This is a genomic window from Pseudomonas sp. CBS (assembly GCF_024734645.1).
Lineage (GTDB): Bacteria > Pseudomonadota > Gammaproteobacteria > Pseudomonadales > Pseudomonadaceae > Aquipseudomonas.
Window position 1 is genome coordinate 1,785,536 of the sequence record NZ_CP102929.1, and the last position, 14,116, is coordinate 1,799,651.

Sequence of the window (14,116 nt, forward strand, 5' to 3'; positions counted from 1 at the left end):
TCATGCACGGCACGGTCCAGGTGATCAATCCGCAAAAAAGCCGCTTGTTGACCGCAAAGACCCATGCTAAAAATTGGATCAATGGCCTGACCATTGGATCGTTTCCAGTGTGCTGATCATAGCAAACCCACCACGGTTCGCTATGCCGCAGATGCAGGCGTTTCACGCCCTCAATGGCCTGACCATTGAGCCAATAATAACAATCAAGGGAGTCTGTCATGGACCTCACCGGTAAACGCGTGCTGATCACCGCCGCCGCCCAGGGCATTGGCCGCGCCAGCGCCGAAGCCTATCTGGCGGCCGGCGCCGAAGTGATTGCAGCCGACATCAATCAACAGGCGCTCGCTGACTTGTCGGGCGCGCAAACGGTCTTGCTCGACGTCACCGACGCCAGTGCTATTCAACGCCTTGCTGCCGAGATCGGCCCGCTCGATGTGCTGTTCAACTGCGCAGGCGTGGTGCACGCCGGCAATATTCTTGAATGCGCGGAAAGCGACTGGACGTTTGCCCTGGACCTGAACGTCACCGCCATGTACCGCATGATCCGCGCATTTCTACCGGGGATGCTGGCGGCGGGCGGCGGTTCGATCATCAATATGTCGTCGGTGGCCTCCAGCCTCAAGGGCGTGCCCAACCGCTTTGCCTACTGCGCCAGCAAGGCCGCCGTCATCGGCCTGACCAAATCCGTCGCGGCAGATTTTGTCACCCAACGCATTCGCTGCAACGCCATTTGCCCCGGCACCGTAGAGTCGCCTTCGCTGCAGCAACGCATCATCGAACAAGCCAGCCGTGAAGGCCGCCAGCAGGATGAGGTATACGCCGCCTTCACCGCCCGCCAGCCGATGGGACGCCTGGGTACGCCCCAGGAAATTGCCCAGTTGGCGCTATACCTTGGCTCCGATGCCAGCGCCTTTACCACCGGCACCACCCAGGTCATTGACGGCGGCTGGAGCAACTGACCGCCCACTTCCAATAAGAGGATTGCTCATGAAACTGCTGCGCTATGGTGAAAAAGGTCAGGAACGCCCGGCCCTGCTGGACGCTGATGGACGTCTGCGTGATTTGTCCGCTCACATCAGCGATGTCGCCGGTGACGCCCTGCTCCCGCAAAACCTCGCTCGCCTGCAAGAACTCGACCCCGCGAGCCTGCCCTTGGTACCGGGCAATCCGCGTTTGGGTGCCTGTGTCGGCCAAGTAGGAAAATTCATCTGTATCGGCCTGAACTACGCCGATCACGCCGCCGAAACCGGCGCCCCCATCCCTGACGAACCGATCATCTTCAACAAATGGACCAGCGCCATCGTCGGCCCCAACGACAATATCGAAATCCCCCGCCACTCCACCAAGACCGACTGGGAAGTCGAACTGGGGGTGGTGATCGGCCAGGGCGGTCGTTACATCGACGAACGCCAGGCCATGCAGCACGTGGCCGGCTACTGCGTGATCAACGATGTCTCCGAACGCGAATTCCAGCTGGAACGCGGCGGCACCTGGGACAAGGGCAAAGGCTGCGACACCTTCGGCCCGCTGGGCCCGTGGCTGGTCAGCCGGGATGAAATCGCCGACCCGCACCAACTGTCGATCTGGCTGGAAGTCGACGGCCATCGTTACCAGAACGGCAACACCCGCACGATGATTTTCCAGATTCCCAAACTGATCAGCTACCTCAGCCAGTTCATGAGCCTGCAACCGGGGGATGTGATTTCCACCGGCACCCCGCCCGGTGTCGGCCTGGGGATCAAGCCCACGCCGGTCTACCTCAAGCCAGGGCAAAAGATTCGCCTGGGCATCGAAGGCCTTGGGGAACAGAACCAGACCACGGTCGACGCCTGACAAGAACCAAGGAGCCGTTCATGACCACCATTACCGCGATTCGCGTCGAAGATATCCGCTTTCCTACGTCCCAGTCCCTGGACGGTTCCGATGCCATGAACCCGGACCCGGACTACTCGGCCGCCTATGTGATTTTGCAGACCGACAACCCGGCCCTTGAAGGCCATGGCCTGACCTTCACCATCGGCCGTGGCAACGAGATTTGCTGCGCGGCGATCCAGGCCATGCAACCGCTGCTGGTGGGCTTGACCCTGGAATGGATCGCCGAAGACATGGGCCGTTTCTGGCGGCATGTCACCAGCGACAGCCAGTTGCGCTGGATCGGCCCGGACAAGGGCGCCATCCACCTGGCCACCGGCGCGATCGTCAACGCCGCGTGGGATTTGTGGGCCAAGGCCGAAGGCAAACCCCTGTGGCGCCTGGTGGCCGACATGAGTCCGGAACAGCTGGTGCGGTGCATCGACTTCCGCTACATCACCGACTGCATCACCTCCAGCGAAGCCCTGGCCTTGCTGCGCCAACGCGCCGAAGGCAAGGCTGAACGCATGGCCGACCTGCAAGCCAATGGCTACCCCTGCTACACCACCTCGGCCGGCTGGCTCGGTTATGGCGACGAGAAGCTGCGCAGGCTGTGCCAGGAAGCGGTGGATGCCGGGTTCAACCACGTCAAGCTCAAGGTCGGCCACGACTTGCAGGACGACCTGCGCCGCGTGCGCATCGCCCGCGAAGTACTGGGCCCGGACCGCCAACTGATGATCGATGCGAACCAGGTGTGGGAAGTCGACACCGCCATCGATTGGGTGCGCGAGTTGGCGTTTGCCAAGCCGTGGTTTATCGAAGAGCCCACCAGCCCCGACGATATCGAAGGCCATCGCAAGATTCGCCTGGGTGTGGCGCCGGTCAAGGTCGCCACCGGTGAGATGTGCCAGAACCGGATCATGTTCAAGCAGTTGATCATGCGCGAAGCCATCGATGTGGTGCAGATTGACGCCTGCCGCCTGGGTGGGGTGAACGAGGTACTGGCAGTGATGCTGATGGCGGCCAAATATGGCCTGCCGGTTTGCCCCCATGCTGGTGGCGTAGGGCTTTGCGAGTACGTGCAGCATTTGTCGATGATCGATTACTTGTGCATCGCCGGCACTCACGAAGGCCGGGTGATCGAGTATGTCGACCACTTGCACGAGCATTTCGAGGAACCTTGCGTGGTGCGCGGCGCGGCCTATCTGCCGCCCAAGGCGCCAGGGTTCTCAATCCAGATGAAAGCCGCGTCCCGGGAGCAATTCCGCCACCGGCCGTGACCTGAAGCACACATTTGAATGGACGGAGCACAATAATAATGTCGTCCCCATCACCTTTGAGGCTCGATGCGCACCAGCATTTCTGGCGCTACCGGGCCGCTGATTATCCGTGGATCGGTGCGGCTGAGGCTGACCTGCGGCGGGACTTTCTCCCACAGAATTTGCGGCCGTTGCTCGACGCTGCCGGCCTGGACGGCTGCATTGCCGTGCAGGCCCGCGCCGGCGAGCAGGAAACCGACGCGCTGCTGGAAATGGCGCGGCAGCACCCGTGGATATTCGGCGTCGTCGGCTGGGTCGACCTGTGCGACCCAACTCTGGAATATCACCTGGAACAGTGGCAAGGCGCACCGAAACTGAAAGGCTTTCGCCATCAGATTCAAGACGAACCTACACCCGCCAGTTTCATGGCTGACCCGGGATTCTCCCGTGGCCTGCAGCACCTGCAACAACAAGGCTACGTCTATGAGGTGCTGATCCGCTGCGCCGACCTCGACGCCGCCACCGCCCTGTGCCAGCGCCACGACCAGCATCACCTGGTACTGGATCACCTCGGCAAACCCGACATCGCCAACGGCCCGGCCGCTTGGGCCGAACACCTGGCGCCCCTGGCCGCCCTGCCCCACGTCAGCTGCAAGCTGTCGGGCCTGCTCACCGAAGCCGGGGCCGACCAGCGCAACGCGCGTGCATTGCGCCCTTACATCGAACTGGCACTGGAACTGTTCGGCGCCGAGCGCTTGATGTTCGGCTCGGACTGGCCGGTGTGCCTGCTGGCTGGCGAATACCAGAGCACCTGCCAATTGCTGCAACAGACCCTCGGCCAGCTGTCGCCCAATGAACAGCAGGCCATCTGGGGCGGCACCGCCCAGCGGGTCTATCACCTTTAAGGAAACTGCCTATGAATCTGCATTTGCAGGACCGCGTGATCATCGTCACCGGCGGTGGCTCGGGGATTGGCGCCGCCATCTCCCTGGGGCTGATTGCCGAAGGCGCGATCCCGGTGATTTTCGGTCATCAACCGTTGTCGCCGGCCTTCGCGGCTGAGCTTGAACAGCAAGGCCAAAGCCACTTTATCCGCGTCGAGTTGCGCGATGAAGACGCCTGCCGCGCGGCCGTCAACGAGGTGTTGCAACGCTTCGGGCGCATCGACGGCCTGGTGAACAACGCCGGGGTCAACGACGGTGTGGGGCTGGACGCCGGGCGTGCCGCCTTCGTCGAGTCCCTGGAAAAGAACCTGATTCACTACTACTTGATGACCCATTTGTGCCTCGACGCCCTCAAGGCCAGTCGCGGGGCGATCGTGAATATCAGCTCCAAGACGGCCCTCACCGGCCAGGGAGGCACCAGCGGTTATACCGCCGCCAAAGGTGCGCAGCTGTCGCTGACCCGGGAATGGGCGGCGTCCTTGCTGGAGTTCGGCATCCGCGTCAATGCGGTGGTGCCTGCCGAGGTGCTGACACCGTTGTACCAACGCTGGATTGATGGCTTCGATAACCCCGAAGCCAAGCTCGCCGCCATCGTCGAAAAAATCCCCTTGGGCAAACGGATGACCACCCCCGAGGAAATTGCCGACAGCGTGTTGTTCCTGCTCTCACCTCGCGCGTCTCACACCACCGGGCAATGGCTGGTGGTGGACGGTGGCTACACCCATTTGGACCGGGCGCTGACATGAGCGGCCAACGTTACTGCCTGGCCCTGGACCTGGTCGACGACGAGGCATTGATCGTCGAGTACCAGCAGTTGCATCAACGCATCTGGCCCGCCGTGGCCGAACATCTGCGCAGCCAGCACATCGTGGAGATGCAGATCTGGCGCCTGGGCACACGGCTGTTCATGGTCATGGACACTGCGGCCGGGTTCAGCTTCGACGGGTTGGACCACGCCGCACGCGCCAACCCTGAAGTGCAAGCCTGGGAAACCCTGATGTGGCGTTTCCAGGTGCCCACGCCATGGACTGATCCTGGCGGCAAATGGCAGCCGCTGACGCAGATTTTCAGCCTCACCAATCAACCGTAGTACCCGCTGCATCGCACGCCTTGATCCCATAAAAACAACAGGAGAAGCGTCATGTTAAGCAAAGACACACACCTGCCTGGCACCCGCGCGGTGCCGACCTATCGCTGGGCGCTGATGCTGGTGACCAGCCTGTTCTTCCTCTGGGGCTTGTCCTACGGTTTGCTGGACGTCCTGAACAAGCATTTCCAGGAAGTCCTGCACGTCAGCAAGGCCCAGTCCGGGCTGTTGCAAGGTGCATATTTCGGCGCGTACTTCCTGATCGCCCTGCCGGCGGGGCTACTGATGGACCGCCACGGCTACAAGGCCGGGATCCTGTTGGGCTTGTGCCTGTATGCGGCGGGCGCGTTGCTGTTCATGCCGGCGGCAGCGGCAGCGAGTTTTCCGTTCTTCCTGTTCGCGCTGTTCGTCATCGCCTGCGGCCTGGGCTGCCTGGAGACTGCTGCCAACCCGTATGCCACGGTACTGGGCGAACCCCAGGGCGCCGAACGGCGGTTGAACCTGGCGCAATCCTTCAATGGCCTTGGTCAGTTCTTCGGGCCGCTGATTGGTGGCGCGATGTTTTTCAGCGCCGGCAGTACGCCGGCGTCGGACATGAATTCGTTGCAAACCACCTATGTAGTGATCGCCGTTCTGGTGTTGCTGGTGGCGCTGTTGATCGCCCGCACGCCGCTGCCGGATCTGCGCGCCCAGGAGCAAGCACTGCAACCGGTAGCCGGCAAGGGGCTGTGGCAATATCCGGAATTCGTCGGTGGGGTGATCACGCAGTTTTTCTATGTGGCGGCCCAGGTCGGAGTCGGTGCATTTTTCATCAACTACGTCACCGAACACTGGGCACAGATGGGCAGTCAGCAAGCGGCTTACCTGCTGTCGATCGCGATGCTGGCCTTCATGTTCGGGCGCTTTTTCAGCACCTGGTTGATGGGACGGGTCAGCGCGCAGAAGCTGCTGCTGATGTATGCGCTGATCAATATCGCCTTGTGTGCGCTGGTAGTGATTGGCGTCGAAGGCCTCTCGGTGATCGCGCTGATTGCGGTGTTCTTCTTCATGTCGATCATGTTCCCGACGCTGTTTGCCATGGGCGTGAAAAACCTTGGGCCGCATACCAAGCGCGGCAGTTCGTTCATGATCATGGCGATTGTCGGCGGTGCGCTGATGCCCTACTTGATGGGCAAGGTGGCGGATAACAGCACGGTGGCGCTGGCTTATTTGCTGCCTATGGGGTGTTTCGTGATTGTGGCGGTGTATGCCCGTAGTCGGTTGCGCCATCCATGAAGTAGCGCCCCGGCGTCGTTCCGAATGTGCGCCGGAACATGGCAATAAAGGCACTGACGTTTTCATAACCCAGATCCAGCGCAACCCGAGTGACCGGTGCATGCGCCGCCAGCAACTCCAACGCGCGCAACAATCGCGCGCGCTGGCGCCATTGGCTGAAGGTGAACCCGGTCTCGGCGACAAACCGCCGGGCCAGTGTGCGGGCAGAGACTCCGGCCCACTGCGCCCATTGTTCCAGCAGGCGGTTGTCGTCGGGGTTATCGGCCAGCGCCTGGGCGATGCGCAGCAAGCGCGGGTCCTGGGGCAGCGGCAAGCCGAACGGTTCCTGGGGCAAGCCGGCGATTTCATCAAGGATCACCTGGGCAATCCGGGCCTGTGTCGGCTGGAGCAGCGTCTGGCTCCAGGTTGCCGCGCGTCTGACAGCCTCCAGTAACAAGGCCGACGTGGCGATAACACACGTCTGTTGCGGCAGACCAGCACACGCCCGAGGGTCGACATACACACTCCAGCCATCAAACGGCCCGTGTGAACGCAAGGCGTGGGAACAACCGGGGGCAATCCACACCGCGTGAGTGGCCGGCACCACCCAATGCTGGTGCGCCGCCTGCACCGAGAGCAACCCGCGCTGGGCCCCGAGCAATTGCCCCCGGGCATGCTGATGGGGCGCGGTGCTGCGTTCGACGGGGCTGCTGCGCAACGTTGCCACCAGCAAGGGACCGCCGACTGCGTTAGCAAGTTGAGGTGCAACGAGGGTGGACGACATATGGCAGCTTTACCGCATTGAATGACCCGAATAAGGCAGTGTAGCCACATGTGCGCGCCTAGACTGCGGATTCATTCATTGAGGACTCCGTCATGCGTGCAGAAGACTTGCTTCCCGATCATCTCGACCAAGGCCAGTTCAATGGTGTGACAGTGCGTAAGGGCACGGTGGGGGCATTCCTTGTCAACGCCAGAACCTGGTGCGATCCGGCCACCCCGGATGAACAGCGATTACTGGCCGAACAGGACATGCTGCAAGCCCTGCCCGCCCTGAAAGCCCTGGGCTTGTTTGAGGTGCTACAGGTGCGGGATGCCGAATTGGCCCGGCTGCTGAAGTGAGAGGATCGGCCTGGAAGGTGGTAATCCACCGCAAGAATCCCGGGGTTCGCCAGTTCTCGCGGGGATTACACACCTTCCAGACCACCTCGCACATCAGACGATTACTCGTCCTACAGGCTGATAGTGGTTGGAAAGGCCAATCGCGTTCCATGATCCAGAAAAAATTGTTGCCCCGTGTTCAGGCACACCAAGGGAACCCGGCTCGCTCGATACGGCCTGATGTGCAAGGATGTTGCGCTGCACATCGTTCGTTGAACGCAAAACCAAGGATTTTTCATGACCGCCATCAGCACCCCAGCGCCCGTGGTACCCGGGCGGCTGGAACAAATGTCCACCCGCATCGCGTTTTTTATCGCCGGTTTCGGCATCGCCGCCTGGGCACCACTGGTGCCTTATGCCAAGGCCCGCGCCCAACTCAACGAGGGCACCCTGGGCCTGTTGCTGCTGTGCCTCGGCGTGGGGTCGATGATCGCAATGCCGGTCGCAGGGGCGCTGGCCTCACGCTACGGCATCCGGCGAGTGGCCACCGGCGGGACCCTTCTGATTTGCCTGGGCCTGCCGATGCTGGCAACGGTCACTTCGATTCCGCTGTTGGTGGCCGCGCTGTTCGTGTTTGGCGCCGGCCTCGGCACGGTGGACTCCACGGTCAACCTGCAAGCGGTGATGGTCGAACGGGCCAGCGGCAAGACCATGATGTCGGGCTTTCACGGGCTGTTCAGCCTGGGCGGGATTGTCGGCGCGGCAGGGGTCAGCGGGTTGCTGGGGCTGGGCTTGTCGCCATTGCAGGCCACCCTCGCCGTGATCGTGGTCATCGCGGTGGCCTTGCTCAAAGCCGGGCCGCACTTGCTGCCTTACGGCAGTGAAAGCTCCGGGCCGGCCTTTGCCATACCCCACGGCGTGGTGCTGTTTATTGGCTGCCTGTGCTGCATCGTGTTTCTTGCCGAAGGCGCCGTGCTGGACTGGAGCGCGGTATTCCTGAGCGCCGAGCGCGGCCTTGACGAAGCTTATGCAGGCCTCGGTTACGCAGCCTTTGCCTTGACGATGACCGTCGGACGCCTTACCGGCGACAGGATTGTTCGCCACCTTGGGGCAACCCGAGTGATTGTATTCGGCGGCGCCCTCGCCGCCGCCGGCATGCTGCTGGCGACACTCTTCCCGGCGTGGGAAACCGCTCTGCTGGGGTATGCATTGGTGGGTGCCGGGTGTTCGAACATCGTACCGGTGTTGTACACCGCCGTCGGCAAACAGACCGTCATGCCGGAACACATTGCCGTGCCCGCCATCACCACCCTGGGTTACACCGGCATTCTCGCCGGCCCTGCGGTGATTGGCTTTATCGCCCATGGCAGCAGCCTGAGCACGGCCTTTGTGCTGATTGCCGTGCTGCTGATCGGTGTGGCGATCAGTGGGAAAATATTGCGGGTTTGACGGGTAACCCCATAACGCCTCATTCGTAGAGGCGTTACCCGGGCTATCGGGTTTTATTGTGCTCGAGCCAACGATCAAGGGTTTTGTTACTGAGCCAACCCTCCTGGTGATGGCCGCCAAAAATACGCCGACCAGTGCCGTGGGCGTTTTCCAGGGACTGCAATAGCCCGGGGCGATCCACAATATTCTTCGCCATATACACCTGCTGCTCATCATATTTTTTTCGCGCCAGCCCCGTGGTGGGGTCCAGGACGGGTTCACCCTGGCTGTCGAGTTCGTCCGGGTCCTTGCTCATGGCCACCAGCAACTCGATGTTGACGTAGCCGATGTATTCAAAGAAGCCCTTACGGTCCCGGGATCTGTCACGCAACTCGGTGAACATCGCCTTGAATACCTGGACAAGCTCGGCGTTGCTCTTGGCGTGGAAAGGGTCCGGGCTGAAGGCACTGGGATCGCTGTTGCCGAACACCACACTTTCAGCCTTCGAAAGACTTTCCCGGGTGATGTAGCCGTCCTGATCGGTAATCGCATCGATCAGGCGCGGGCGCTGGACCAGTGCCTTGGCCAGCAAAATCGCACTGTCGAACTTCTGGTTATCGCCGATTTTTTTGCCGGCGATTCGTTGCAGCGAAGACAGCGTTAATCCGTCACTTTTCATGGAGTTCTTTCAGCATGGGAAAACTGACGTTCAGCGCTTTCACCAACTCGCTGTCTGGCAACTGAAGGTTGGGATTCGGTGACCCGGCGCGCGGGGCAACACCGTTTTGAAGCGTACGATGATGCGGCACCACCTCATAGGGCCTGGCCGACCGCAAAGGTGGCCTGTAACCGGAAGACCGAACAGCCGTAGCGCCAGGTTGATGATGGGCTTGCCGGCCAGCATCACCAGGTTCGATTGAAGCCGCCTTAGCGGTACGCCCCCCCTCACCCGCCGTCACATCAAGTGGGCCTGTACCACCGGGCTGCAGGTAGCCTGATCCGCGATCAATTCTCATGATTCATCTCCACCAATTTTAGATCCACGCTTGCCTGGACATCACCCCGGTAACGGCCGTATCGCTCGTGCGATTAACAAGCCAAAGGTGTGTGGTGCCCTGCAGACAATGGTTCCGCCGTAGCGAAGCGTTCCAATGACAACATGTAAAAAGCGAAAATCAGTTGGCTTTCCGGGAAGCCGGTTTCGTTTCCTGCCAAAGGCCTTTGATCGTGCCGACCACCGACCCCATCGCTGCGCAAAACTGGCGTAATGCAGAATTGTCAGCGGCAGGCAACTGACCATCGGGCAGCATACCCTTGATGAAATCATCGGCAGCCGGAGCCTGAAACGTGTGCTGCCCGGTGAAGTTCTTCACTCGCCGGGCCTCGGCACCCTGCTCGCGATTTATACCCTGCGGCAAAACATCACGACCCGCCGGCGGATTGGAGGCTGGCGGGGGGCCGGGATTGCGTGACCCAAACGACGTTGACGTCATGTCTAAGCCCTGCTGAGAAAGTGAGCGCAGCGGATTGATCAGGACAAGTCATCACGCCACGAAGCATTCGCAGCGCGATCAGGCCGTGACGGGTTTAGCGAGACAACCAGTCCAACGCGTCCTTGTGGATCCTGCCATCGTGGGGACGACTGCCAGTGTTATCCATTTTTTGGAGCAAATCGGAGCGCTGGGTGATTTCCCTCGCCAGTTGAATGAGTGCGTCCGTCTGCGGGCGACCGGTCAGAGGCTTCGCAGCACGTCGACGCAACCCATCGATTTCTATCGCGGGGTTCCAAAAGCCACTTTTCAAATCGCCAAACCGTTCAAGCATGGCTTGGGCAAGTTGCTTGTCGTCGTGGTATTTGAAAGGGTTTGTCGAGTTGATGATCATGGTAATTTTCAACTTGTCGATCAACCCATCCAACTGCCCCGTGGAACTGTGACGGTCAAGGGCGTCTACCAGTCCCGGTCGTTTCAGGATTTCCCTGGCCGCGCGGATGTTATGGTCGGTGGCGGCGTGACCCGTCAACGGTCTGCCCGCCATGTTCTCCAGGTTTTTCGGCGTGACGTATTGAGCCCCCCGTCCGCCAAAACTATCGAAATTGTCCAGAAGATGCTTGGCCAACTCTTCGTTAGTCTTGCCTGCATACAGCGGATCCGGCCTGCCGGAGACCGGGCCGCAATACCCAGGGTTCGGCTTTGGCGGTTTGCCGATACATGGCCGGCACGGCTCCGGGTCCGGCATCGGTGGCTTGCCGATACCTGGCCGGCAGGCTCCTGGGTCCGGCTTTGGCGGTTTGCCGATACCGGGTCGGCACGGCTCTGGATCCGGCAACGGTGGCCTGACGGGGACCGGGCCGCAATACCCAGGGTTCGGCTTTGGCGGTTTAACGATACCTGGGCGGCACGGTTCCGGGTCCGGCGTCGGTGGCCTGCCGATACCTGGCCGGCACGCTCCTGGGTTCGGTTTTGGCGGTTTAACGAAACAGGGGCGGCACGGAGGCGCAGTGTGGTTGTGAATTGAGGCAGTGGTCTGATTGGACACGGATACCGACATAGGTATCTCCTGTTCGGCTGGTTTTCAGGGAGCGCCTTATCCCCCAGAGCACCACGACGGAATGATCGTCCAGGCACTGAGTGAAAAGTGGGCAAACCTGTGTGGCCGAACGGTCGGATTCAGTTCCGGTGAAAGCGAGGAAAGGTCGCAGCCCGTGCCGACACTGCCGGAACAGGCTGCGACCGCTGAATCAACGGCGGGTCAAAATCCGACGCTGGCCTGCACAAAGAACGTGCGCGGCTGGCCCAGGTAGATCCCGGAGTTGTTGTCGCTGGAGCGGGTGTAGTGCTCCTGGTTGAAGACGTTTTTAACCCCGACGCCCAGCTTCAGGTTCGACAGCTGCGCGCCGAAGTCATAGCCGCTGCGCACGTTCACCGAGACATAGCCGGGAATGTCCCCGTACTGGCCATCGGCGGTCGGCTGAGTGATGTAAGTCGTGCCGGTACCCGGCGCACGCTGGCCGGACTGGGCGTAGACGTCCAGGTTGTGGGTCCAGTGGTTGATGTCGTAACGCAGCCCCAAGGTGGCCACTTCACGGGAGTACAGCGGCAAGTCGCGGCCCTTGAAGGCAACGTCGCCTTCGGAGGTGGCCTTGGTGTAGGTGAAGCCGGCGTTGGCGGTCAGGCCGTCCAGGCGCGGGTCCAGGTTCGACAGGTCGTAATGGGCCGACGCTTCGATGCCTTCGTGCTTGGTGGCACCGAGGTTGGTCCAGCCCACATCGTTGCTGACGTATTGCAGCTCGTCCGAGAAGTCGATGTAGAACAACGTCACTTCACCGCCCCAGACGTTGTCGTTGTAACGGGTACCGATCTCGTAGGTCTTGGCTTTTTCCGGGTTCAGGCCGTTCGCGGTCTGGTCGCCGTTACCGCCCTGGCCCAGCTGGAAGTACTGCAGGCTGCCGAAGGACGTTTCGTAGTTGGCGAACAGTTTCCAGGCATCGGAGACGTGGTACATCACGCTCAGGGCCGGCAGCGGTTCGTTGTTGTGAATCTCGCGGCGTTTCTCCTGGACCGTCGTGCCATTCAGGGCGACTACCGGACGGTCGTGCCATTCGGTACGGATCTGCTCAAAGCGAATGCCCGGGGTAACGGTCCACTTGCCGATATCAATCTTGTTATCGATGTAGAACGAGTTGGCCTCGGTGCCGCCGGTACGGTCCTGGTACACGTGGCCGTCATTCTGGCCTACCGGCGTCGGCACGTTATTGACCAGCGCCAGGCTGGTGGCCTGCTCATGCATGCCTTCCTTGAGGTAGCGATAACCGACGCTGACTTCCTGGGTACTCGGCCCCAGGTCAAACACGTGGGACACCCGCGGCTCGATGCCGAAGGTGTAGTAGGTGCGCGGGTAGGAACCCAGGGTTTTCAGGTCGCGGTTGGCAATGTTGCTGCCGCGGAAACTGTCGGAGTAATACGTCAGCACTTCAGCCTGGGTACGGTCGTCGATCTGCCGGATGTACTTGAAGGACATGTCCTTGCGCCGACCGCTGAAGTTGTCCCAGTCACGCACCGACTGATACGGGTTGGCGTCGTACTGCTTCTGGGTCAGGCCGCCGGGCATGTCGGCGCTGGCGTCGTAGTAGTGGAAGTTCAGCGAGAAATCGTCTTGATCGGTCGGCGCCCAGTGCGTCTTGAAGATCACGTCGTCGATGTCGTTGTCGTTGTTGCGGTCGCGGTAACCATCGCCCTTAGTCCCGGAATACAGCAACGCAGCGCCGATACCGTTGTCGGCGGTGCCACCGATGAAAGCGTTTTCAATATGCTTCCAGCCGCCGTGGGCTGCCGTTTCCAGGGTGGTGCCGACTTCACCGGAGAATTTTTCCGGGATGGCGCGAGTCACGAAGTTGATCACGCCACCAACGTTCTGTGGCCCATAACGCACGGAGCCCGCGCCGCGTACCACGTCGATGCTGTCGAGGTTGCCCGAGGAAATCGGCGCCATCGACAACTGCGGTTGACCGTAGGGGGCAAAGGCCGCCGGTACGCCGTCGATCAATACCGTGGAGCGTGGCGACAGGCGTGAGGTCAGGCCGCGCACGCCGACGTTGAGGGAAATATCACTGCCGCCGGTGCCGTTGGCCTCCTGCACCTGCACCCCGGGAATGCGCCGCAGCACATCGCCGACGCTCATCGCGCCCTGCTCCACCATGGCCTCACGACGGACCACGGTGCGCGCGCCGGGGTGGTTCTGCACCACTTCGGCATTCGCGTCGCCCAGCCAGTCGCCCACGACCTTGATGTCGGTGGCACCCAGCTCCAGCGGCGAACCGGCTTCGCCGGTGCCTTTGCCCAGCGGGCGTAAGGTCACGGAGCCGGCGTCGATCTGGTAATCCAGGCCGCTGCCTTGCAGCAATTGGCGCAGGGCTTGTTCTGGCGACAGCTTGCCGTCGACGGCCGGGGCTTGTTTGCCGGCCACCATGTCGGGGCTGAAGAACACTTGCAGCGACGTCTGCTGACCCAGCTGGCTCAATGCCGAACCCAGGGACTGAGCCTGGATATGAATCGTGTCGTCAGCATAGGCGGCCGGCAGTGCGGCGCTGACGGCCAGCGCCAGGGCGAGGGGTGCCCAACGGGATGATTTATTGTTTTTCACGGCGAGTTTTTTCACGTCGAACGGAGTCCTGTGATCGCAAGAGAGTGCGG

The 14,116-nt window shown here is 61.4% G+C and carries 14 protein-coding genes; 9 read left to right on the forward strand and 5 right to left on the reverse strand.

Annotation, left to right across the window (positions count from 1 at the left end):
* The first annotated feature begins 218 nt into the window (after window positions 1-218).
* The 7 genes from NVB75_RS08100 to NVB75_RS08130 are packed head-to-tail and all read left to right on the forward strand — an operon-like array spanning window position 219 to window position 6,416.
* Entirely contained in the window at window positions 219-959 is a 741-nt protein-coding gene (locus NVB75_RS08100) for an SDR family oxidoreductase (RefSeq protein WP_258346755.1), read from the forward strand.
* Between the two features lie 28 nt (window positions 960-987).
* The gene (locus NVB75_RS08105; RefSeq protein WP_258346756.1) at window positions 988-1,833 is read left to right on the forward strand and encodes an ureidoglycolate lyase; all 846 of its coding nucleotides are present in this window, start codon (window positions 988-990) and stop codon (window positions 1,831-1,833) included.
* Window positions 1,834-1,853: 20 nt separating this feature from the next.
* On the forward strand, window positions 1,854-3,131 hold the full coding sequence (locus NVB75_RS08110) for an L-fuconate dehydratase (protein WP_258346757.1): 1,278 nt from the start codon (window positions 1,854-1,856) through the stop codon (window positions 3,129-3,131).
* Between the two features lie 38 nt (window positions 3,132-3,169).
* Window positions 3,170-4,015, forward strand: coding sequence for an amidohydrolase (locus NVB75_RS08115; protein WP_258346758.1), 846 nt, complete (start codon window positions 3,170-3,172; stop codon window positions 4,013-4,015).
* Window positions 4,016-4,026: 11 nt separating this feature from the next.
* The gene (locus NVB75_RS08120; RefSeq protein ID WP_063031471.1) at window positions 4,027-4,800 is read left to right on the forward strand and encodes an SDR family oxidoreductase; all 774 of its coding nucleotides are present in this window, start codon (window positions 4,027-4,029) and stop codon (window positions 4,798-4,800) included.
* A complete protein-coding gene (locus NVB75_RS08125) occupies window positions 4,797-5,144 on the forward strand; it encodes an L-rhamnose mutarotase (RefSeq protein ID WP_258346759.1) in 348 nt (115 codons plus the stop codon). The genes NVB75_RS08120 and NVB75_RS08125 overlap by 4 nt, the downstream gene beginning before the upstream one ends.
* Window positions 5,145-5,195: 51 nt before the next feature.
* On the forward strand, window positions 5,196-6,416 hold the full coding sequence (locus NVB75_RS08130) for a sugar MFS transporter (RefSeq protein ID WP_258346760.1): 1,221 nt from the start codon (window positions 5,196-5,198) through the stop codon (window positions 6,414-6,416).
* On the opposite strand, the gene NVB75_RS08135 is transcribed toward NVB75_RS08130, so the two are convergent.
* Entirely contained in the window at window positions 6,358-7,179 is an 822-nt protein-coding gene (locus NVB75_RS08135; RefSeq protein WP_258346761.1) for a helix-turn-helix domain-containing protein, read from the reverse strand. The genes NVB75_RS08130 and NVB75_RS08135 overlap by 59 nt on opposite strands.
* Window positions 7,180-7,271: 92 nt before the next feature.
* Between NVB75_RS08135 and NVB75_RS08140 the strand changes: the two genes are divergently transcribed.
* Entirely contained in the window at window positions 7,272-7,517 is a 246-nt protein-coding gene (locus tag NVB75_RS08140) for a hypothetical protein (protein ID WP_258346762.1), read from the forward strand.
* Window positions 7,518-7,793: 276 nt separating this feature from the next.
* Window positions 7,794-8,945 carry an MFS transporter gene (locus NVB75_RS08145; protein ID WP_258346763.1) on the forward strand — a complete coding sequence of 384 codons (1,152 nt, stop codon included), beginning with the start codon at window positions 7,794-7,796 and terminating at the stop codon, window positions 8,943-8,945.
* Window positions 8,946-8,988: 43 nt separating this feature from the next.
* Here the strand turns inward: NVB75_RS08145 and NVB75_RS08150 are convergent, their stop codons facing one another.
* The 4 genes from NVB75_RS08150 to NVB75_RS08165 all read right to left on the reverse strand — a co-directional run bounded on the left by NVB75_RS08150 (window position 8,989) and on the right by NVB75_RS08165 (window position 14,081).
* Complete coding sequence (locus NVB75_RS08150; protein ID WP_258346764.1) at window positions 8,989-9,603, reverse strand: type III secretion effector protein; 615 nt, start codon at window positions 9,601-9,603, stop codon at window positions 8,989-8,991.
* Window positions 9,604-10,099: 496 nt separating this feature from the next.
* On the reverse strand, window positions 10,100-10,297 hold the full coding sequence (locus tag NVB75_RS08155; protein WP_258346765.1) for a hypothetical protein: 198 nt from the start codon (window positions 10,295-10,297) through the stop codon (window positions 10,100-10,102).
* Between the two features lie 214 nt (window positions 10,298-10,511).
* Complete coding sequence (locus NVB75_RS08160; RefSeq protein WP_258346766.1) at window positions 10,512-11,042, reverse strand: hypothetical protein; 531 nt, start codon at window positions 11,040-11,042, stop codon at window positions 10,512-10,514.
* Window positions 11,043-11,675: 633 nt separating this feature from the next.
* Window positions 11,676-14,081 (reverse strand): TonB-dependent receptor, encoded by a 2,406-nt coding sequence (locus NVB75_RS08165; RefSeq protein WP_258346767.1) that lies wholly within the window; start codon window positions 14,079-14,081, stop codon window positions 11,676-11,678.
* Window positions 14,082-14,116 lie beyond the last annotated feature (35 nt).

Coding starts and splice junctions, on each gene's coding strand:
- NVB75_RS08100 (WP_258346755.1), top strand. CDS start 219: ATGGACCTCACCGGTAAACGCGTGCTGATCACCGCCGCCGCCCAGGGC.
- NVB75_RS08105 (WP_258346756.1), top strand. CDS start 988: ATGAAACTGCTGCGCTATGGTGAAAAAGGTCAGGAACGCCCGGCCCTG.
- NVB75_RS08110 (WP_258346757.1), top strand. CDS start 1,854: ATGACCACCATTACCGCGATTCGCGTCGAAGATATCCGCTTTCCTACG.
- NVB75_RS08115 (WP_258346758.1), top strand. CDS start 3,170: ATGTCGTCCCCATCACCTTTGAGGCTCGATGCGCACCAGCATTTCTGG.
- NVB75_RS08120 (WP_063031471.1), top strand. CDS start 4,027: ATGAATCTGCATTTGCAGGACCGCGTGATCATCGTCACCGGCGGTGGC.
- NVB75_RS08125 (WP_258346759.1), top strand. CDS start 4,797: ATGAGCGGCCAACGTTACTGCCTGGCCCTGGACCTGGTCGACGACGAG.
- NVB75_RS08130 (WP_258346760.1), top strand. CDS start 5,196: ATGTTAAGCAAAGACACACACCTGCCTGGCACCCGCGCGGTGCCGACC.
- NVB75_RS08135 (WP_258346761.1), bottom strand. CDS start 7,179: ATGTCGTCCACCCTCGTTGCACCTCAACTTGCTAACGCAGTCGGCGGT.
- NVB75_RS08140 (WP_258346762.1), top strand. CDS start 7,272: ATGCGTGCAGAAGACTTGCTTCCCGATCATCTCGACCAAGGCCAGTTC.
- NVB75_RS08145 (WP_258346763.1), top strand. CDS start 7,794: ATGACCGCCATCAGCACCCCAGCGCCCGTGGTACCCGGGCGGCTGGAA.
- NVB75_RS08150 (WP_258346764.1), bottom strand. CDS start 9,603: ATGAAAAGTGACGGATTAACGCTGTCTTCGCTGCAACGAATCGCCGGC.